The 20,764-nt window shown below is 64.9% G+C and carries 20 protein-coding genes; 9 read left to right on the top strand and 11 right to left on the bottom strand.

The features are described from left to right. The first annotated feature begins 55 nt into the window (after positions 1–55). The gene (locus tag OG947_RS15920) at positions 56–1,681 is read left to right on the top strand and encodes a long-chain fatty acid--CoA ligase (RefSeq protein WP_328812318.1); all 1,626 of its coding nucleotides are present in this window, start codon (positions 56–58) and stop codon (positions 1,679–1,681) included. Positions 1,682–1,691: 10 nt separating this feature from the next. Here the strand turns inward: OG947_RS15920 and OG947_RS15915 are convergent, their stop codons facing one another. Continuing rightward, a complete protein-coding gene (locus tag OG947_RS15915; protein WP_328812317.1) occupies positions 1,692–2,444 on the bottom strand; it encodes a hypothetical protein in 753 nt (250 codons plus the stop codon). Next, on the bottom strand, positions 2,441–2,908 hold the full coding sequence (locus OG947_RS15910; protein WP_307108433.1) for a 5' nucleotidase, NT5C type: 468 nt from the start codon (positions 2,906–2,908) through the stop codon (positions 2,441–2,443). Before OG947_RS15910 ends, OG947_RS15915 begins: the two co-directional genes overlap by 4 nt. A gap of 397 nt (positions 2,909–3,305) precedes the next feature. Between OG947_RS15910 and OG947_RS15905 the strand changes: the two genes are divergently transcribed. The 3 genes from OG947_RS15905 to OG947_RS15895 all read left to right on the top strand — a co-directional run bounded on the left by OG947_RS15905 (position 3,306) and on the right by OG947_RS15895 (position 6,195). Further along, positions 3,306–5,195: a DEAD/DEAH box helicase gene (locus OG947_RS15905; protein WP_328812316.1), complete on the top strand. Its 1,890-nt coding sequence runs from the start codon at positions 3,306–3,308 to the stop codon at positions 5,193–5,195. Between the two features lie 69 nt (positions 5,196–5,264). Next, on the top strand, positions 5,265–5,615 hold the full coding sequence (locus OG947_RS15900) for a TA system antitoxin ParD family protein (RefSeq protein WP_052493090.1): 351 nt from the start codon (positions 5,265–5,267) through the stop codon (positions 5,613–5,615). 4 nt (positions 5,616–5,619) lie between these two features. Beyond that, complete coding sequence (locus OG947_RS15895; RefSeq protein ID WP_056073380.1) at positions 5,620–6,195, top strand: zeta toxin family protein; 576 nt, start codon at positions 5,620–5,622, stop codon at positions 6,193–6,195. A gap of 4 nt (positions 6,196–6,199) precedes the next feature. On the opposite strand, the gene OG947_RS15890 is transcribed toward OG947_RS15895, so the two are convergent. From OG947_RS15890 to OG947_RS15880, 3 genes are all read right to left on the bottom strand, one after another. Beyond that, a complete protein-coding gene (locus OG947_RS15890; protein ID WP_328812314.1) occupies positions 6,200–7,570 on the bottom strand; it encodes a cytochrome P450 in 1,371 nt (456 codons plus the stop codon). A 111-nt stretch (positions 7,571–7,681) separates the two neighbouring features. Then, a complete protein-coding gene (locus OG947_RS15885; protein ID WP_328812313.1) occupies positions 7,682–8,191 on the bottom strand; it encodes a hypothetical protein in 510 nt (169 codons plus the stop codon). Between the two features lie 52 nt (positions 8,192–8,243). Beyond that, positions 8,244–8,624 (bottom strand): nuclear transport factor 2 family protein, encoded by a 381-nt coding sequence (locus OG947_RS15880; RefSeq protein WP_328812312.1) that lies wholly within the window; start codon positions 8,622–8,624, stop codon positions 8,244–8,246. A gap of 116 nt (positions 8,625–8,740) precedes the next feature. Between OG947_RS15880 and OG947_RS15875 the strand changes: the two genes are divergently transcribed. Continuing rightward, positions 8,741–9,802, top strand: a complete 1,062-nt coding sequence (locus OG947_RS15875) for a hypothetical protein (protein ID WP_328812311.1) — start codon at positions 8,741–8,743, stop codon at positions 9,800–9,802. A 93-nt stretch (positions 9,803–9,895) separates the two neighbouring features. Here the strand turns inward: OG947_RS15875 and OG947_RS15870 are convergent, their stop codons facing one another. The 5 genes from OG947_RS15870 to OG947_RS15850 all read right to left on the bottom strand — a co-directional run bounded on the left by OG947_RS15870 (position 9,896) and on the right by OG947_RS15850 (position 15,924). Then, positions 9,896–12,130 carry an NADP-dependent isocitrate dehydrogenase gene (locus tag OG947_RS15870; protein ID WP_328812310.1) on the bottom strand — a complete coding sequence of 745 codons (2,235 nt, stop codon included), beginning with the start codon at positions 12,128–12,130 and terminating at the stop codon, positions 9,896–9,898. 222 nt (positions 12,131–12,352) lie between these two features. Further along, on the bottom strand, positions 12,353–13,132 hold the full coding sequence (locus tag OG947_RS15865) for an amino acid ABC transporter ATP-binding protein (RefSeq protein WP_442973067.1): 780 nt from the start codon (positions 13,130–13,132) through the stop codon (positions 12,353–12,355). Then, positions 13,129–13,869: an amino acid ABC transporter permease gene (locus OG947_RS15860; protein WP_328812309.1), complete on the bottom strand. Its 741-nt coding sequence runs from the start codon at positions 13,867–13,869 to the stop codon at positions 13,129–13,131. The genes OG947_RS15865 and OG947_RS15860 overlap by 4 nt, the downstream gene beginning before the upstream one ends. Positions 13,870–13,880: 11 nt before the next feature. Continuing rightward, positions 13,881–14,741, bottom strand: coding sequence for an ABC transporter substrate-binding protein (locus tag OG947_RS15855; protein WP_285184574.1), 861 nt, complete (start codon positions 14,739–14,741; stop codon positions 13,881–13,883). Between the two features lie 169 nt (positions 14,742–14,910). Beyond that, positions 14,911–15,924 (bottom strand): LacI family DNA-binding transcriptional regulator, encoded by a 1,014-nt coding sequence (locus OG947_RS15850; protein WP_328812308.1) that lies wholly within the window; start codon positions 15,922–15,924, stop codon positions 14,911–14,913. A gap of 169 nt (positions 15,925–16,093) precedes the next feature. Between OG947_RS15850 and OG947_RS15845 the strand changes: the two genes are divergently transcribed. The 4 genes from OG947_RS15845 to hydA are packed head-to-tail and all read left to right on the top strand — an operon-like array spanning position 16,094 to position 19,984. After that, complete coding sequence (locus OG947_RS15845; protein WP_328812307.1) at positions 16,094–17,056, top strand: dihydrodipicolinate synthase family protein; 963 nt, start codon at positions 16,094–16,096, stop codon at positions 17,054–17,056. Then, positions 17,046–18,200, top strand: coding sequence for an NAD(P)/FAD-dependent oxidoreductase (locus OG947_RS15840; protein WP_328812306.1), 1,155 nt, complete (start codon positions 17,046–17,048; stop codon positions 18,198–18,200). Before OG947_RS15845 ends, OG947_RS15840 begins: the two co-directional genes overlap by 11 nt. Before the next feature lie 6 nt (positions 18,201–18,206). Then, positions 18,207–18,593 (top strand): allophanate hydrolase-related protein, encoded by a 387-nt coding sequence (locus tag OG947_RS15835; protein ID WP_328812305.1) that lies wholly within the window; start codon positions 18,207–18,209, stop codon positions 18,591–18,593. Then, a complete protein-coding gene (gene hydA, locus OG947_RS15830; RefSeq protein WP_328812304.1) occupies positions 18,590–19,984 on the top strand; it encodes a dihydropyrimidinase in 1,395 nt (464 codons plus the stop codon). Before OG947_RS15835 ends, hydA begins: the two co-directional genes overlap by 4 nt. A 23-nt stretch (positions 19,985–20,007) precedes the next feature. Here the strand turns inward: hydA and OG947_RS15825 are convergent, their stop codons facing one another. Beyond that, the gene (locus OG947_RS15825; RefSeq protein WP_328812303.1) at positions 20,008–20,733 is read right to left on the bottom strand and encodes a hypothetical protein; all 726 of its coding nucleotides are present in this window, start codon (positions 20,731–20,733) and stop codon (positions 20,008–20,010) included. Positions 20,734–20,764: the final 31 nt, after the last annotated feature.

Raw genomic sequence — 20,764 nt, 5'->3', positions numbered from 1 at the left:
ATGTGACACAGGGCACGTAGGTCGTGCGCCTCGCGGATCGACCGGCAGGAGAGTCATGAAGAGCACCATGCAGGACACCCCGTTGTCCATCGGCCAGCTCGTTCGATACGGCACGTCGATGCACGCATCGGCGACGATCACCACGTGGAGCGAGGCGGGGCCGTCGAACATCACCTTCGCCGAGCTCGGTCGACGCGCCGCCAGACTCGCCCACGGTCTTCGAGCGCTCGGGATCGACGGGGACCAGCGCGTCGCCACCTTCATGTGGAACAACTCGCAGCACATGGAGGCCTACATGGCCGTGCCGGCCATGGGTGCCGTGCTGCACACGCTGAACATTCGCCTGTTCCCCGAGCAGCTCACCTACATCGTCGCGCACGCCGAGGACAGCGTCATCATCGCCGACGCCAGCCTGCTCCCCCTGCTGACGCCGTTGCTGCCCACCATGTCGACAGTCCGCCATCTCATCGTCGTGGGCGCCGACCCATCACAGGTACAGGCACCCGAGGGCATCGAGGTGCTGGGCTACGAGGACGTGCTCGCAGGCCACCCCGACGAGTACGACTGGCCCGAGCTCGACGAACGATCCGCTGCAGCAATGTGTTACACCTCGGGCACCACCGGTGACCCGAAAGGCGTCGTCTACTCGCACCGATCGATTTGGCTGCACTCGATGCAGGTCTGCATGACCGATGCCATGGCGCTCGCGCAGTCGGACACCGTGCTCGCCATCGTGCCGATGTTCCACGCCATGTCCTGGGGACTGCCGTACGCCGCGCTGATGGTGGGGGCGTCGCTCATCATGCCGGACCGCTTCCTGCAGCCGGCGCCGCTCGCAGAGATGATGACGACGCTGCGACCCACGGCGGCCGCCGCCGTCCCCACCATCTGGCAGGCACTGCTCGCCCACCTCGAGGACCACCCGGCTGACCTGTCGAGCCTGCGTGACGTCACCGTGGGCGGCAGCGCGTGCCCGCCGAGCCTGATGCGGGCGTTCCACGAGAAGTACGGCGTTCCCATCTCCCAGGCGTGGGGCATGACGGAGACGTCGCCGCTCGGCACGTCCGGGCGCCCCGACGTCGGACTATCTCCGGAAGACGAGTTCGACTTGCGTTGCACTCAGGGACGTTTCGTGTCCGCTGTCCGTGCTCGCCTGGTCGACGATTCGGGCACCGTCTTGCCGTGGGACGGCACGCACGTCGGCGAACTCGAGGTGCGCGGGCCGTGGATCACGGGCAGCTACTACCGCAGCGACGCGTCCGACAAGTTCGACGACGGGTGGCTGCGGACCGGCGATGTCGGCACCATCTCCGAGGGCGGATACCTGACGCTGACGGACCGGTCGAAGGACATCATCAAGTCCGGTGGGGAATGGATCTCGTCCGTCGAGCTCGAGAACCACGTCATGGAGCATTCCGCTGTGCGCGAGGCCGCGGTCATCGGTGTGCCCGATGAGAAGTGGGACGAGCGACCACTCGTCGCCGTCGTCGTGCGCGAGGGTCAGACCGTGACCGCGGAGGAGCTCCGCGACTTCCTCGACGGCCGAGTTGCGCACTGGCAGTTGCCGGAACGCTGGACCTTCATCGACGAGGTGCCGAAGACGAGTGTCGGCAAGTTCGACAAGAAGCGGCTGCGCGGGTCGCATGCAGACGGTGCGTTGGAGGTCGTCGAGGTCGGCTGACGCAACAACGTCAGACGCGGGACACGAGCACTTCCGTCGCCCCGTCGAAGGCGCTTCCCGGTGAAGCTGTGGGTGGGGCGTAGTTGAAGCGGTACCGGGTCGGCTCACTCAGTCGAGTCCGCGCCCACTCCTGCGCCAAGGGCTGGACCGGGAAGGTCGAGACGATCTGGATCCTCGAGCTCGTCACCAGTCCGTACACGACTGCGGTGGAACCGCTTCCAGGATCGGCCACAAAGACGGTGCGCATCGCGTTGGTGGTGTCGACCACCTCGTCGAAGGCGAGGACGACTCGTGTGGTTCCGACCGGATCGCTGAGCGCCGGCAGGACCGTGGATGCGACGCGCTCCATCAGAGGGGTCTCAGATGCCGTCGGCTGAAGGTGAGTGGGCTCCTTGCCGAAGGCGACGGCCAGGTCGCTCGTGAGCCACCTCTGACGTTTCAGTCCGTACGGAGTGACCACTGTCGACAGCAGATAGCCGTACGTGTGCATCAGTCCCGCATGGCCGATGGGGAAGTCGTAGACATCGGTCAGCCCTCTGTGGAGCCAGGCGAAGGTCGCCTCGTCGAACACCGGTGCCTGCACGTTGTCGTCGATCACCGTCGACGACGTCCAGTGGGCCAACTGCTCGTCATCGCGCTGCGATGCAAGGACCTGCCTCACCAGCCAGGGGGCCGGTCCGCTCGGCTCGTCGAGGTCGCCCGTCCTGCTGAGAAGCTCCGCAGTGGCGGACAATTCGGCGGACAGGCCTTCCTCGCCGGTCACGCCAGCGGGAGCAGGTATTTCGTGACCTGGGCCCAGGTCTTGAAGTTCCCGGTACCGAAGGGGATCAACTCACCCTCGAATTCCTTCGCACCGTTGGCACCTCGATCGTCCACCAGAAAGTCACCCCGGTTGAGATTCTTGTGGTGAGAGAGGATGAGGCGCTTGTAGGCCACCGACCCCGACTCGTAGCCCAGGTGCCACTGCACCCACTTGACCTTGTCGTGCCACGCCTGGGCGTTCTTCCACGGGGCAGTGGACAAGATGTACGTATCGAAATGCTCCGCGAGCAGCCTGTAGGCGTCCAAAGCGCCGTCGATCGGATCCATGAGCGAGAAGATGCGCGGAACCTCGTCCAGGTCATCCTCGAGCCCGACGATTTCGGACGGGTGTAGTCGCTTGATACCGGATTGAAAGTCGACCAGCGTGTTGTCTAGATCGACGTACAGAATCTTCTTTTCAGGCATGCGTCTCCCGGTTGAAACAATGAGGGGGTTGCCGTCCGAGTGGAGGCAACATCAACCTAGCAGTGCGCACTGACACGGATGCGGCCTCGATTGTTCACTCACACATTTCACTAATTACTCTGTGCACTGGCTGTGTCACACCAGGGAAACCAGTCGCTGAGCCCACCACGTCCCTGGCGTGGTGAGCAACGCAGGGACTGAGTTACCGGCCCCTGCATCGGGCCATACCCAACCTTATGGCCACAAGGTTGGATATGGCGCGGTCGTATCCAACCTTGTCGACGGTGTCGGACGTCGATGCCACTCTCGGCAGTGCCTGGTTCCCACGGCACAGGACCCCACTCCCGCCGACGACCCTTGTCGTGACCATCAGTTGCGATCGGAGAGGATGTTCCCGATGCCACCACGTAGACGCTCCACCACGACTCGCACCGTGAAGGCCGGTCAGAGCAGCGCAGCCCGGAAGTTCGCCGGAACTGCGAAGAAGCCGACCAAGCGCCGCGCACCGGCGAAGAAGACCGCAGCTCCCGACCTGCGCGTGCCCGACGCCGGCGAGCGTGTGTGGGTGCTGGATGTTCCCTTCGAGGACCGCTCCGCAGCCAGCGCTGCGGGGGCGCGCTGGTACCCCGGCCCACGAGTGTTCGCGTACTACGGCACCGAGTTGCCCGAGTACCTGCAGCCGTACGAGTCGATGCCCTACAGCCTGCAGCGGTGGCTCGAGGATGATGCCAACGAGACCTGGCGCCCGGAGACCGTGCATGCCCGTTCCCTGCTCCCTCGCGACACCCAGCTCGAATCGGTCCGTCGGCACCTCACTGCCCTCGACGAGGGCTTCCCCTACTTCGCGCAGATGGACTCCACCGGCTTGGGCAAGACCCTGTCGGTGTGCGAGGCGGTGCGGCAGATGTCCGCTGCCGAGATCGGCACCGTCCTGGTCGTCGCACCGAAGGGAGCACTACCGGGGTGGCGTCGGACGATCGCGGACAGTGAAGCCGACATCGAGCCCTCCGACCGTAAGCGCTGGCTCCTGGTCACCTACCAGTCGACGAAGAAGCTGCTGTCCGTCCCACCCGACACCGATCTGGGCAAACGCAAACGGACACAGAACAAGCGAACCATCACGCTCGGCGAACTGCGCTTCGATATCGACGTCGTCATCGCCGACGAGTGCCATGCGCTGATGAACATCGAATCGCAGCAGTCGCAGATCGTGTGGCGTTACCAAGAAGCCGCGCGGTCGGTGGTCTGGATGTCCGCGACTCCCGGTTACCAGCCGCTGCACTTCGCCTATATGGCGCGCGCGATCGAGCAGTCCCACGGCGTCGAAATCGTGGGCGACGACGATCAGCTCGGCTACGCCCTCACCGTGAAGTGGGCGAACTTCCTCGAAAAGTCCGGCTTCGCGATCAAGGCCGGCAAGGCGTCGACCGGGCTGGCCACGTGGCGCTGGGAGCCAGAAGACGCTGCCCGTCGCGAGCGCGATATCGCCGCCGTGCACGGGTGGCTGTCGGGAGGTGCTGTGCCGTGGTCGATCTCGCGACCGTCCCCGCCCACGCCCCGTGAACCCCTCGGGCAGGAGCTGACCGCCGCTCAGAAGCGGCTCTACAACTCCGCGTGGGTCGACTATCGCAAGGAGGTCGGTCTGCCGATGTGGAAGGTGTCCGGCGGCAAACGAGTGCTGCAGAAGAATCCGAGTGTGCGGGCCGCGACACTGCGGTTCCGCCAGAAGTGTTCGTATCTCCGCATTCCCGCGTCCGCCGACCAAGTCCGCACGTGGGTCAAGGCCGGCAACCAGGTGTTCGCGTCGATGTTCTACCGCGAGTCCGTCGCCGCTCTCGCCGAGGACTTGCGCGAGGGCGGACTTGCTGTTGCGGTGGTCGACGGCAGCATGAGCAGTCCGGAGCAGGAGGCCGAGATCCGGCGCTTCCAGACGGGTGACGCCACCGTCATCGTGTCCACCACCACGAGTGCCATCAACCTGCACACCAACGAGATGCTGCTGCCCGAAGGCACGACGTCCACCCTCGCGCCCCGGGTGACGCTGATCCACGATCCACGGTGGACACCCATCGACATCCGCCAGATCGAAGGTCGGGCGAACCGCATCGACAAGGACCACAACCATACGACGTCCACCTGCTATTACGGCTACGCCGAGGGGACCGTCGAGGAAGAGATGGTGCTGACCGGAGTGGAGCGGATCGCCGACCTGGGATCGATCGTCGGGCAGGCTGACCTGATCGATCCGGAAGCGTTCCTGGCGGCTCGGGTTACTGCTGACAGCTAGTCATCATCCGGCAGCACATAGCTGTGGCAGATTGCTACACTAGGTGCACGACAACGAACGGAGCAGCTCATGGGTACGACGTCATCGCTACGGGTCGACGATGAACTGTATGCATCGGCGAAGCTGGTCGGCAGTGCGTCGAGCCGGAGCGCAGCCCAACAAATTGCACACTGGGCACTGGTCGGGCGTGAGATCGAGGCCTCACATCACATAGCCTCACGCGATATCGCCGGGGTATTGGCAGGTCGGCAGAACTACGACGCGCTCACCCCGCGAGAGCAGGCAGTCGTACGCGCGGAATGGTCCGAGCGAATCGACGCGATGTCAGAAGGCCTGGATCTGCGCAGCGAATTCGAGGCAGAAGGACGGGCCTTCGTCGAATGCGACGAAGACGGCGCTGTGATCGAGCATCGTCCCTAACGGAATGACCCGCGACCCGGTCCTGCACCTGCTTGCCGGCCCGAACGGCGCCGGCAAGAGCACCTTCTTTGCTCGGGTGCTGGCGCCCGTCACTCATCTTCCCTTCGTCAACGCCGACGAGATCGCTACCGAGAACTGGCCCGGTGACGAACAAGCGCACGCGTACGACGCATCGAGGTTGGCCGCCGAACAGCGGGTGGCCTTACTCGCACAGGCCGCGTCGTTCGTCACCGAGACAGTCTTCTCGCATCCGTCGAAGCTCGATCTGATCGAGACGGCGAACGAGGCCGGGTACCTCGTCACACTTCATATCGTCGCCATTCCGGTCGACCTGGCCGTAGCCCGCGTCGTCAACCGCGTCGAGATCGGCGGTCATTCCGTGCCCGAGGCAAAGGTTCGTGAGCGATACGTGCGCCTGTGGCCCTTGGTTCGATCCGCGATCGATGTCGTCGAAAATGCCCGCGTCTACGACAATACCAACGCAAGCAACCCCTTTCGCGTTATCGCTCGTTACGACCATGGTCGACTGGTTGGGGACCCGTCATGGCCGTCGTGGGCTCCCGCCGCACTGATGACCTGACACCTCAGCCACGCAGCGACACGTGCAGACCATGCTCGGATGCCGTGTGGATCGGATAGGCGTTGTCCGCGTGCGTCGTGTCCACCGCGGCGTTCGGGTACGCCTGAAGGAAGTCGTGCACGAACACCGCGATCATCGACGACGCGAACGACTTGCCAGGGCACGATCTCGGGCCCTTGCCGAAGGGAATCACCAGCGGCGCGACGTGATCCGTCGCGTGGGCGTTCAGTATCCGGTTCGGATCGAATGTAGGGCCGTACACTGCGTGCACGGCATGAATATTCGCCATCACCAGCGTATTACGGTGCAGATCGACACTGCCGTCACCGAGAGCGATGCGGCAGTCGTCGATCACCCGCCCGTTGAACACGGACCCGGGGGTGTCGATGCGCAACGCTTCCATCACGCACGCACGAACCACTGCAGAATCACCCAGCGACTCGACGGGCACAGCTGAGAAGGCGTCCTTCCACTGCGTGTTGGCGGGATCGAGCAGATGCTTCAGCGTGGCGAGAATGGCCGTGCGCGTCGTGTCGACGCCGGCGATGAAGGACGTCGTGGTGTCGTCACGGACCATGGTCGACGAGAACCCCGAGATGCCGTGCAACCGCCTGATGTGGCCGGCAATGGTGTCGTCGAGCGGCATATCCGCCAGAGCCGAGGCGTGCCGCACCAGCGTCCGAGTGTTGATCCGCATCCACCGCTGCTCCCGGGAGAACGTCCAGCGTTGCAGCCGTGGCTCGACTCTCATGGCGTATGTGTTCGCACAGCGTCGAAGCCGTAAGAAGTTGTCGTACATCGCATCCGCAAACGGCAACGTCTGATGGGCGCCGCTCTCGTCGACATAGTCGATCACCGCCGTCGCCGCGTCACCCCACACCGCCTCTGCCACAGCCGTGCGCACGCACTCGGTGACGATCGGCCGCAGGTCGATGCTGTCGTCATCCGCACGAACGTGCGTCCGCAGTGCGCGCGTCATCGCTGCACGGGCGGACCCCGCGCTGGTCGCCACGATCATGTTGCGTTTGCGGTCACGGAAACGAGGCTGTTGCGCCGACGAGAACGTCAGCGCCTCGGGGCTCAGCTGACCGAACGAATACTGCGCGGCGGTGTCACGATCGATATGCACACCGGCGATCTTCGGATTGACGATTGCTTCGACGGCCCGGCGCGACACCGCATACAGCTGCACTCGACTGCCACGCCAGGTACCGATGAAGTCGGACTCTCGATCGTCGACGAACAGGTAGTCACGCGACAGCTTCTTGCCGAACGCGTCGGACACTTTCCGTTCCGACGACAACGGCAACGGTCCGCCGATGAAACGGATCCCTTGCCGTTGGTAGCTGGCGCGCTGAGCGAACACCGACGCCACGCCACCACGCTCCTCGACAGGGCCGGCTCTGCCACGAACCGGACTCAGCGTGACAGTAGTGCCCAGCAGGTCACCGCGCTTGGGATGATTCACAACCGGCGACGGCCGGCCTCACGGAACGGTCAGCAGGCCCAGCCCCGGGAACAGTGTTTCGGAGAACGGCGCCGGGAACTGTCGACTCTGAGTCACCACAACGGCGACCTGACCGGGTCCGGTATCTGCGACGACGTCGACCGGGAGCCCTAGGGCGCCGGCGTTCGGATCGACGGCCGAGAGGTCCTCGGAGGCCCAGTGGCGGAAGTCGACGGCGCCGGCCGCTCCGGTCGAGAGATTGCGCCACTGCACCGTCATCCACCGGTAGTTGTACTGGTAGTAGTACGGCTTGATGTCGGCGGCGGAGAACCGGACCGAGCCCGGTCTCTCCCCCACCGTCGCCTTGATCGGCGTGGTCTGGATGACCCCGCCGGGTACGCTGACCGGGCCGATCTCCAGACCCGTCACGACGGGCACCTGCAAGATCGACGTCTGGGGTGCCGCGGATGCCGTTCCCGCACCCACCCCCAGTAACACCGGGATCGCGAGTGCCAAGGCCACTGCCGCTCGACGCGTTGTCTGTCGCATGGTCATCACTCTGGCACCGTCAGGCCGAAAAAGACCGATCGTTTTGTGACTGTTACCGAGTCTTGATGTCTGCCGACCGCTTGCGGGCGACTGCTTGGATTGGAGTTCCCTGATGAAACAGCAGCGTCCACCCAGCATCTACCCTGCGCCACCACGAGCTTCGGCGCGCGTGCCGACCCTCATGCCAGGTCTCGTAGGTCACGTGAACCATGTCGTCGGCGATCCTCCGGCCGTTGAAGTTCGCGCTCTCGATGGGCTCGGACTCGGGCGCGTCGATCAGCGCCGCAATCATCTCGCGCCGCGTCCACAGCCGACCCGACGCGCCGATCTCCTCGAACGACGGGTCGAGCAGTCGGTCGAGTTCAGTTTGCGATGAGCGCGTCGCCGGATCGAGTAGTGCCTTCTCCAGACCGATCACGTGCTCGATCGCCATGTCTCTCATCACATGATCGTGGACTATCGACCCCGGTTTCCGGGGGCTGGATTCCACTATCAGTTCCTGTCGTACGCCGGCCGTACTCTCCGAGCACACGATCCCGGGGGGACCTGATGAGTAAGAGCCAACGTAGGGCCAAGGCCGAAAAGCGCACCGCGCAAAGACGGCCGGCATTGTGCTGGCACGACGTGCTGAAACGTTTCGCCGAGTGGTTGGTGAACTCGGGCTGCACCACAGACCCGTTGGCGGCATATTCGACGGCGATGGCAGTCGACCGATCCAGGCGCGAACACGACATCCTGGTCGCGGGATCCGACATACCACTGGAGTTGTTCGACACAGACGTGTACGCCGACGACTGCGGACACACACCGTGGTCACCCGACGACACTGTCGATGCGCTCGATCTCTTCGCGAGATTTATTGCCGAAGAACGTGTTTCGCCGACACAGACAAACGACCTCGCGGAGATGGTCGGGGTTTCCCCGCCACGCATGGCACCGGTCCCGCGACGTCGCTCGGCACCCCTCGGTCCGACCACCCTGACGTCTCACGTCCGGCGGGTTGCTGCCTGGTGCGAAGACAACGGCAGCGTTCCCGACCCCTGCTTCGCACACCCGCGCTCGAGCAGGCAGCTTCGAGACGCCCTCGGCCCGACCGGTGAAGGCGATACCATCAGCGAACTGCTGTCGACGGTGACGTACCAGGTGGTTATCGCGACCGCGTTGGGAGTGGGCGTCCTGCGCAACGAGGATCGAACACTTCGAGCAGGAGACGCATTCGATCACTGGCTCTCGGCACCGAGCGAGGAGTGGCGACGCAGAAGTCTCGTCGAGGCTTACATCGCGTGCTTGGAACCCGTTGTCGCACTGAACGCCTCGCCGCAGCGGGAGATAGCCGCAGCCTGCGCGGCGCTGTGGTTCATCCTCGTCCGCTCCCTGGTCGACGACCCAGCCCATGACGGCGAAGCTTTCGACGCGGGCATCGACACCGACATCGAGAAAGTCAGCGCGCGGGTGTTCGTGCGACTGGCAACCATGGTCGACCTCGGACTGATCGTCCCGGTGAACGGACAGTTCTGTGTTCCGGACTCTCACGCGCCGGCACTTATCGAGGCGCTCGATCGTCGTCGTCTCGACACGTCGACGCCGGCGGATCTCGAGCGTCGATCCTGATCGTGGACTTCAGACCCCGGATTCCGGGGCCCAAAGTCCACAGACAACTCTGGCCCATGCACGACGCGCGTGCATGGGCCAGATGGTCGAGAACTACGTGGTCGCCGACTCCAACGCATCGTTGAACGTCTTGCTCGGACGCATGATCGAGGTCGCCTTCTCGGGATCCGGGTAGTAGTACCCGCCGATGTCGACGGGCTCACCCTGCGCGTCGCCGAGCTCCTTGACGATGGCCTCTTCCTGATCGGCCAGCGTCTTGGCGAGCGGCGCGAAGTGCTTCGCCAGCTCCTCGTCCTCGGTCTGGTTCGCCAGCTCCTGCGCCCAGAACTTGGCGAGGTAGAACTGGCTGCCGCGGTTGTCGAGCTCGCCGGTGGTGCGCGACGGGCCCTTGTTCTCCTCGAGCAGCTTGCCGGTCGCGGCATCGAGGGCCTTGCCCAGGACGTTCGCCTTGCCACCGGTCTTCTTGCCCAGGTCTTCGAGGCTCACGGCCAGCGCGAGGAACTCGCCGAGCGAGTCCCATCGGAGGTGGTTCTCCTCGATGAGCTGCTTGACGTGCTTCGGCGCAGAGCCGCCGGCGCCCGTCTCGTACAGTCCGCCGCCGGCCATCAGGGGAACGATGGACAGCATCTTGGCGCTGGTGCCGAGCTCGAGGATCGGGAACAGGTCCGTGAGGTAATCGCGAAGGATGTTGCCGGTCGCGGAGATGGTGTCCAGGCCGCGGACGACGCGCTCGAGCGTGTACCGCATCGCGCGGACCTGCGACATGATCTGGATGTCGAGGCCCTCGGTGTCGTGATCCTTCAGATACGTGCGCACCTTCTTGATCAGCTCGTTCTCGTGGGGGCGGTACGGGTCGAGCCAGAAGAGCACAGGCATCCCCGAGTCGCGCGCACGGTTCACGGCGAGCTTGACCCAGTCCTGGATCGGCGCGTCCTTGACGATGCAGAGGCGCCAGATGTCGCCCTTCTCCACGTTCTGCGTGAGCATGACCTCGCCGGTCGCCAGGTCGACGATGTTCGCGACGGCGTCCTCTTCGATCTCGAAGGTCTTGTCGTGCGAGCCGTACTCCTCGGCCTTCTGCGCCATCAGGCCGACGTTGGGAACGGTGCCCATGGTCGTCGGGTCGAACTGGCCGTTCGTCTTACAGAAGTTCACCATCTCCTGGTAGATGCGGGAGAAGGTCGACTCCGGGTTGACGGCCTTGGTGTCCTTGGGACGACCGTCTGCTCCCCACATCTTGCCGCCGGCGCGAATCATCGCGGGCATGGAGGCGTCGACGATGACGTCGCTGGGCGAGTGAAAGTTCGAGATGCCGCGTGCCGAGTCGACCATGGCCAACTCGGGACGATGCTCGTGGCACTTGTGCAGATCCTCGACGATCTCGTCGCGCTTCGACGCCGGGAGGGTGTCGATCTTGCTGTAGAGATCGGAGAGGCCGTTGTTGACGTTGACGCCGAGCTCTTCGAACAGCTCGTTGTGCTTGGCGAAGGCGTCCTTGTAGAAGACGCGCACCGCGTGACCGAAGACGATGGGGTGCGACACCCGCATCATCGTGGCCTTGACGTGCAGGGAGAACATGACGCCGGTCTCGTAGGCGTCCTGCATCTGCTCTTCGTAGAACTTGTCCAGCGCCTTGGCGCTCATGAACATGCTGTCGATGACGTCGCCGTCGGTCAGCGAGACCTTCGGCTTGAGAACCACGGTCTTGCCGCTCTTCGTCTCGAGCTCCATCTTGACCTCGCGGTCGCCCTCGACGGTCATCGACTTCTCACCGTGGTAGAAATCGCCCTCGCGCATGTGCGCGACATGCGTGCGCGACGCCGGCGACCACTCGGTCATGCTGTGCGGGTGCTTGCGCGCGTACTCCTTGACGGCCTTCGGCGCGCGGCGGTCGGAGTTGCCCTCACGGAGGACCGGGTTGACGGCGCTACCGAGGCACTTGGTGTAGCGGTCGCGGATCTCCCGCTCCTCGTCCGTCTTCGGGTTGCCCGGGAAGTCGGGGATCTTGTAGCCCTTGTCCTGCAGTTCCTTGATCGCGGCGTGCAGCTGCGGTACCGAGGCACTGATGTTGGGGAGCTTGATGATGTTCGTGTCGGGCAGCTGGGTCAGCTTGCCGAGCTCGGCCAAGTTGTCCGGCACCCGCTGGTCCTCGTCCAGGTAGTCGGGGAACTCGGCGAGGATACGACTGGCAACGGAGATGTCGCTCGACTCCACCTCGATCCCGGCTGCGCTGGCGAAAGTGCGGATGACCGGCAGGAACGCGTGAGTCGCCAGCATGGGCGCCTCGTCGGTCAGGGTGTAGATGATGGTCGGCTTTTTCTCAGTCATTGCAGGTCTTGCCTCGTTTTCCGTCTGCTCGACGTCGTCTGTCCTTGTGGGCTCGGAGACAACTTTAGTCGTGCAGGGCTGTGTTGTGGCGACCCCGGTCCAGCGGGCTCGATGTGTCTCGAGACATAACCTGACCTGCGCCGACGATCTTCCACCGGCGGTCCGGGAGGCTACCGGTGAGTAACCTGCCGTGACCGGCGGCGGAGGTCGGGCGCCGGTGACTCACAGCATTCGACTGAGGAACTGCTTCGTGCGTTCGTTGCGCGGATTGTCGAAGAACTCACTCGGCGCCGCATCCTCGACGATGCGCCCGTCGCTCATGAAGACCACGCGATCGGCAGCCGCTCGCGCGAACCCCATCTCGTGACTCACCACGACCATGGTCATCCCCTCGTCGCGCAGTCGCAGCATGACGTCGAGGACCTCCTTGACCATCTCTGGATCCAGCGCCGAGGTCGGCTCGTCGAACAGCATGACCTCGGGCTTCATCGCGAGCGCTCGCGCGATCGCCACCCGCTGCTGTTGACCGCCGGAGAGCTGCGACGGGTAGTTCTCACTCTTGTCACCGAGTCCGACGAGCGTGAGCAACTCCTGAGCTTGCGCTCGCGCCTTGTCCTTGGGCGTTCCGAGCACGTGCCGTGGGCCGGCGGCGACGTTGTCGAGCGCCGTCATCATCGGGAACAGGTTGAAGTTTTGGAACACCATCCCCGTGTAGTGGCGCTGCCGGGCGATGCTCGACTCGGACAGTGGTGTCCGCTTGCCGTCGTCGGAGAACCCCATCAGTTCCCCGCACACCCGGACCGTCCCCGACTCGATGGTCTCGAGGCAGTTGAGCGTGCGGAGCAACGTGCTCTTCCCGCTTCCCGACGGCCCGAGGAGGAGCACCACCTCCCCCTTGGCGACGCGGAAGTCGATGCCGTCGAGCACCACGAGATCATTGAACGCCTTGGTCATGTCCTGAACGTCGATCATCGTCAGGTTCGCGATCGCCTGATCGGTCATCGGTTCACCGCCTCCGCGTCGATGACACTGTCGTCGAGCGCTGCCATGTCGGTTCTCCCTGTGCGACGGTAGTTCCTGTCATACCCACGTCCGGCTCGTACTTCCAGGCGCTTCTGGATCAGACCCCAGAGCGTGGTGAGCAGGAGGAAGTAGAGCGCTGCTGCGCACAGCCCCTCGAGCACCCTGAAGTTCACCTGGACCAGGAACTGCGTGCGGCGCAACAACTCCTGGACTGAGATCACCGAGACCAGCGTCGTCGTCTTCAGCAGGCCGTTGAAGCTGTTGCCGAGCGGCGGAATCATGACGCGCAGCGCCTGGGGCAACACGACGACGCGGAACACCTTGGTCGGTGACATCCCCAGCGCACGTGCGGCTTCCGTCTGCCCCGTGGGAACGGACAGCAGCCCGGATCGCACGATCTCGGACAGGTAAGCGGCCTCGTTCAGCACCAGTCCGAGCAGTGCCGCCTCGATGACTCCGAGCTTGATACCGACCTGGGGCAGCCCGGTGTAGATGATGACGAGTTGCACGAGCAGCGGGGTCCCTCGCATCAGCCAGACATAGAACCCCGATACCGCACGAAACGGCAGGAACTTCGACGACCGGGCGACCGCGACGACCACCGCCAGCACCAGCCCCAGGATCATGCTGACCACGGTGAGCCAGATGGTCACCCAGGCGCCCTCCAGCAACTGTGAACTGGTGAGGATGGAGAAGAACGCGTCCCACGACCACATGTCGGAGCCTCTCAGCTCTCGAGCGGGCCGGTGCTGACGGCGATGTCACCCTCGTACCCGCTGACGTCGTACTGCTCGAACAGGTCCGGCAGGTAACCGTCGTCGCGCATCTCGGACAGGACGCGAGCGACCTCACCGGCGGACTTGCTGCCCTTCGCGAAGCCCATGGCGAGGGGCGCCTCGTTGATGCCTCCGATGGCGGTCTCGAAGCGGCCGTCCTCCTGGTAGAACGAGGTGACCGACTCGACGATCGATGTTCCGTCGAGCTGCCCTGCCGAGAGTGCCTGATAGGCATCGGCATTCGTCTTGAACGTCTGCACGGTCAGCGGTGCCTTGCCCTCCGTCGCGAACTGTTCGGACAGCGCGGTGAGAGTGTCGAATTCATATCCGGGCGCTTCCACACCGACCGTCTTGCCGGCGAGATCGTCCACCGTGCTGATGCCCTCGGGATTGCCCGACGGGACCGAGATCGACACGGCCTGAACCTCGTACGGCACCAGATCGATGGTCTCGGCGCGCTCGGGTGTGTAGAACATGCCGGTGTCGATCATGTCCCACCGACCACTCTGCACCCCGGGGATCTGGGCCTCGAACTCGATGTTGACGAACTTCGGCGTCAGGCAGAGTCGCTTGGCGATTTCTTTGCCGAGGTCGACCCGCATGCCGATCACGTCTCCGTCGGCGTCGACGTACTGCATGGGCGGGAGGGTGGCATTCGTGGCCATGGTCAGCGAGCCCTCCTCGGCGAGATCGGCTGCGCCGAGAGTCGGCGTGCAGTCCGTCGGCGCGGCATCCTGCTCCGACGAGGAGCCGCACCCGACGAGGCCGAGGGTCAGGACGCCGGCAGCGGCAATTCCGATGAGCGTGCGCATAGGAGAGACCTTTCGGTGTCGACTGCGGTCCGCAGCGACTGTCTGGATCGGGATGGTCGACCTCGATGGGATCGATTGCATGAACCATCGCAGAGTTCCCGCGAACACGTCAACGTGGTTAACACGGACGACACGTGTTTCAACGAAAGTTAACGTCGGCCCTCGTGAATCACGAGTTCACGACGGGCGCACACGACGCGCGCTCGACCAATCGGGCGCCGATCCGGTACGTGCGGCCGTCCGGCTTCGACGGCTCGCTCATCTGCTGGAACAGGAGATCCATCGCGACGTTGGCGAGCTGTGAGGCACCGTTGTCGACGACGGTCACGGCCGGGTGCCACAACGAGAGCCACGGCATGTCCTCGTGGCAGATCAGCGACAGGTCGCTGGGCACCGACACCCCTCGTCCGACGAGTGTCGGCAGAATTCCGAACACGGCCTCGTGGTTCGCCGCATAGAGCGCGGTCATGTCGGACGGTTTATCGAGCAGCGAATCGACTGCTGCGACACCGAATTCCGTGGTGAACGGTCCTTTCCGGATCAGCGACGGGTCGACCTCGATGCCGTGGTCCGCCAATGCCGAGCGGTAGCCCTCGAACCGCTCCCTGCCGGAGGTGGCGTCTTCGAGACCGCCGATGTAGCCGATGCGTCGGTGACCGAGGTCGAGGAGATGCGCCGTCGCATCGCGCGCACCGTCCAGGTCGTCGGCGAGGACGGTGGGTGCGGCGCTCCCCCGGACAGACCTGATCACGTTGACAACAGCCCGGCCCTGGGACAGCAGCGCGTTTGATTCGACTGCGCTGCGCCCACTCCCGATGACGATGGTCCCATCGACTCCGTGGTCGCCCAGCATCGCGAGCACGTCTCGCTCGCGGGACGGGTCCGCATCGGTGATGCACAGCAGAACCTGAAAGCCGTTGTCCGAGCACCTCTTGTGGACAACCTCGGCCACGGTGTGGAACGTCGCGTTGAGGAGGTTGTTCATCACGAGACCGACGAGATGCGACTTGTTGGAGCGCAGCGCACTCGCGGCCCTGTTGGGCCGGTACCCCAGTGTTCGGGCCGCCTCTTCGACGGTCCGTCGGGTATCGGCCGAGATCAGCGTCGACCCGCTCAACGCCCGGGAAGCCGTGCTGCGCGAGACTCCCGCGGCAGCAGCCACGTCAGCCAGAGTGACCGTCATCGACCCTCACCTCCCCTCGTTGCCGATCGTGCACAGACTCTCCCACGCCGAGCCTCGCTCGTTACAAGTGCGTTTCCGGCTTGACGATGTGTCTTCACCGACGGCAGTCTATGCAATCGATCCCATCGATTCGACCCAGTCCGGCTTCAACGCCGAACGAAAGGTATTCATGAACCGCGATGACGTCGCCTGGTCCGGCTACTGGCCCGCAGCACCCACCCCGTTCACCGCCGGTGGCGCAGTCGACACGGATGCCCTGGCCTCTCTCATGAACCTGTACGCCGACCACGAGGTGGACGGCGTTCTCGTCAACGGCAGCACCGGTGAGTGGTTCAGCCAGAGTGACGCGGAGCGGCGCACCGTCGCCGAGGTCGCCATCGACGCAGTGCGCGGACGCTTCCCCGTCGTCATCGGCGTCAGCGCATACACCGCACGCGACTCCGCAGCACTCGCGCGGCATGCCGAGACGTCAGGCGCCGACGGCGTGCTGGCCACACCTCCGCCCTACGTTCATCCGTCGAAGGACGAACTGCTCGCCTTCTACCGATCCGTCAGCACCGCAACGGCATTGCCGTTCATGGTCTACAACTGGCCGCGTGGCGTCGCTGTCGACATGGGCACTCTCCCCGGGCTGTTCACCGAGCTTGCAGCCCTCGACAACGTGGTGGCCGTCAAGGACAGCACCGGCAACTGGCTCTCCATGCTCGACACCGTCGAAGCGGTGGCGGGCACGGTCCGAGTCTTCGGCAGCTTCCTTCACCACCGCGGACTCGCAGCGTTGCTGGATCTGGGTGGCGACGGGAACATCGACGGCGGCGGAGTGGGCGCACCCTTCGCCGTGCCGTTCTACCGTGCCGTCGCTGCGCGCGACGCGGTCGCCGCGCGGTCCTGGGCCGACAGGTATCGCGCGCTGTCGGGACGTCTGATCAATCCCGACTACAGCGGCGTCTACGCCTCTCCGATTCCCCAGCTCAAAGCCGTCATGAACGTGCTCGGACAGCCCGGCGGCAGCGTGCGCGAACCGCTGTTGCCCGTGACGGACGCGACGACGCTGGACCACCTGGCGCGGATCGTCGAGGACTCGGGAATCGCCGAGGCATCCCGGACCGCAGGAGTGGGCAGTGCAGTCTGACTTCGACGTGATCGTCGTCGGAGCCGGCATCGTCGGCGCTGCGACGGCCCTGGCACTGACGAGGTCCGGCGCGCGCGTCGTCGTGCTCGACCGATCCGCACCCAACACCGGTGGCTCCGGGACAACCGCGGGCAACCTCCACATTCAGACGATTCACACTCGACGTCCCGGCCAGGGTGCGGCCGTGGATGTCCGACGTCTCCTCCCGCTGCAGCACCGCACCAGCTCGCTGTGGAACGACCTGGCAGACAGCGTTCCTGGCCTCGGCCTCAACCGCTGCGGCGGCTACATGGTCGCCGAGACGGACGACCAAGTGCAGGCACTCGAGACCAAACACGACTGGGAACGCACGGCGGGAATTCCCACCGAGGTGCTGAACGGGCCCGAGGCTCGCCGGCTGTTGCCGGCACTGGGACCGGGGATCCAGGCCGCGACCTGGTGTCCCCTGGACGGATTCGCGGAGCCCGATCTCGCGGGGCCCGCACTACTGCGTCAAGCCGAAGCCGAGGGTGCCGTCCTGCGGTCGCACTCTCCCGTCACGGGTGTGGAACGAATTGGCGACCTGTGGACGGTGACGACACCCGACGCCACGTGGGTCGCACCCACCGTGATCGACGTCGCCGGTCCGTGGATGGCCGGGATCGCCTCGATGGCCGGCATCTCGTTGGACCTTCGGCCGACGTCACTGCAGATGCACGCACTCGCCGCACCCCCGCACACCCTCGACGTCCTCGTGCAGCACGTCGGGGAAGGCATGTCGATCAAGCAGGACCGCCGGGGTCGCCTCGTGCTCGGCGGTGGGTGGCCGGCCGGCGCGTTCCACGACACGGACGCTGCGTCGTCCCTGCCCGAGAGCACCACCGGAAATCTCGCACAGGTCGAGCGACTGCTCCCCTCCCTCGCGGCGCTCCCCCTCGTCGACACGTGGACCGGCCCCGTACTGACGACGCCCGACGAGATGCCGGTCATCGGTGCCGTCGACGGCGCACAAGGGTTCTACGTCGCCGGCGGCACCTACTCGTTCACCTTCGCGCCACTCTGGGCGCAACTGCTCACCTCGATGGTGCACGGACGAGTGCCGGACATCGACGTCAGCGAATTCTCACCGGCTCGACTCACCTCGTTCGCAGAACACAGAAGGTAGGCACCCATGGCACTGGTCACGATGTTCGTCAACGGACAGGCGATGTCCGGAGGAACACTCAACGACGCCCTTCACCGGGCGCGACTGCTCGGCCCGGTGGTCACCGCACCGAAGTACCAGTTCTTCTCCGTACGAAACGAATTCCCCGGATTGCACCCCGTGGCCTCCGGCGGTCACGCGGTACCCGGTGAGCTGTACGAGGTGGAGTATGACGTTCTCCGAGAAGAGCTTCTTCCCCGCGAACCCGAGGAGCTCGAGCTCGGCGTCATCGAACTCGCCGACGGGGGTGGCTCCCTCTCGATGCGCATGCGCCGTGAGGCGCTCGACCGCTCGGATGTCACCGACATCAGTGAGCTCGGCGGGTGGCTCGCATACCGGGCGACGCTGCGATGAAGGTGGTCAGAGGAGGGACCCTCGTCGAGTCGAACTGGCACGGGCCCGCCGATCTCCTGATCAACGACGGCACTGTCGTCGCCGTTCTTGCTCCCGGCGCCGACGTGGACCCAGCAGCGGAGGTCGTCGACGCCACCGGGAAGCTGGTGATGCCCGGAGGCGTCGACCCGCACTGCCACGTCGGCTTCACGTCGGGCGAGTTCACGTCGCTCGACTCGTACCGCGAGTGCACGACGGCTGCCGTGTTCGGCGGCACCACGACGATCGTCGACTTCGCGATCCCGCGGCCCGGTCAGTCCCCGCTCGATGCCGCAGAGCAACAGCGGCAGAAGGCGACCGACGGCCTGTGCGACTCAGCCCTGCACGCGTGCGTCGTCGACTGGGACGACACGACCGCGGACCAGCTCGCCACGATGGCGCAGGACGGCATTCGCACCGTGAAGATGTTCACGACCTACGCCGGCGAGACCATGGCGAACGAGCACACCATTCTCAAGACCATGCAGACCACTCGCGATCTGGGTGGAATGGTCATCATCCACTGCGAGTCGGACGCCATCGTCACGGATTCGCAGACGACGGCGGCCGCCACCGAGCACATCGACGCGGCCCACATGTCGATGACGCGACCCGAGATTGCCGAGACGGCAGCCGTTGCCGCCATTCTGGCGATCGCGGAGTCTCAGGACGCGCCCGTCTATTTCGTGCACCAGTCCACTGCGGCGGCAGTCGAGTTGGTGGCGGATGCGCGCACCCGCGGACTGGTCGCCTTCACGGAGTCGGTGGCGCACCACCTGATCCTGGACGACAGCGCCTACGGCGGCGAGAACCCCGAACGGTTCGTGTGCTGCCCACCGCTCAGGTCGGCAGACGCAGTCGAGGAACTGGGGCAGCACCTGTTCACCGGCCACATCACCACCATCGGATCCGACCACTGCTGCTACGACACAGCGCAGAAGGTGGTCCACAGCCACGATGTCCGCCACATGCCCAACGGGCTACCGGGAGTGGAGACCAGGCTGCCGGTCATCTTCTCGCGGTATGTGCGCGACTCGAACCTGACCGCCAGCAGGTTCGTCGAGCTCACGTCGACTAATCCGGCCAAGACCAACGGGCTCTTCCCTCGCAAGGGAACGCTGATGCCCGGCGCCGACGCGGACATCGCACTGTGGGACCCGGACGTCGAATGGACCGTCGACGTCGATGCTCTCCACATGGCCACCGACTACACGCCGTATCAGGGCATGACGCTTCGAGGGAAGCCCGTCACCGTGCTCGTCGGAGGAACCGTCGTCGTCCAGGACGGGGAGCTGGTCGACGGGACGCCGAGGGGTCGGCACCTGCAGGCTGCCCCGCTCGACTTCGAAGGCGGGCGGCGGACATCCGTGTGAGCGTGCTGCGCAGGCGGGCCGGGCTACCGCCGCGCTCGCGCAGCTGGGATTTTACGCCCCGCGTTCCAGAGTGCGTGATCGACTTCCCAGGCAGTGGTTCGAGACCCATCCGCGGCGGAGTTGAGTCGCTCGACCACTCGCGCAATCAAGCGCGCTGCCTGATCGGGCTCCAGATCAAGCTGGTGGGAAGCAAACCAGCGCAGCACCATTCGGTCCGGTTTCACACGCGAGTCGTCGCCGACCAGCATCCAGAAGTAACTTCGTCGGATGCCGTGAGACCCATCTCCGGCGACACCCCTCAGGTCCGCCTGCACACGCTTGAACAACGCGAGGTCGGTCAGCGCGCTTCTGGCGTCATCGATCGTGTGAATCCCGTGGTGGACGAGGATTCGCGCGTACTCGAGTGCCGCCTCCGACTTGAGGGCGCCCCCACTGGTCGAGGTTCGTTGCCGATTCGTGCGACCCGTCAAACTGTCCACGTCATAGTTGTGCAAGAAGCGCTGTAGCGGAACGGGATCTGCCGTGGCCGGCGCAGAATTCTCCACGGAGGCTTCGTGAACTCCGAGATCGTTCGCCACCCGCTTCACGACTGGCACCACTGTCGAGTCGTAGCGCGATCCGATACTCCAGACCGCATCCAGAACACAGAACGTGACGCTCACCCATCTACGCTTCCGGGGTTCCGGCTTCAACGCCGCGACGGCAGCGACGACACGGTCGAGGTCGGCGTCCGATATCGGTTCAATCATGTGAGCCATCGTGCATCGGCCGAGCCGATTG

Source organism: Rhodococcus sp. NBC_00297, from assembly GCF_036173065.1.
Taxonomy (GTDB): Bacteria; Actinomycetota; Actinomycetes; order Mycobacteriales; family Mycobacteriaceae; genus Rhodococcoides.
This window is presented reverse-complemented; position numbering and strand designations above follow the sequence as displayed.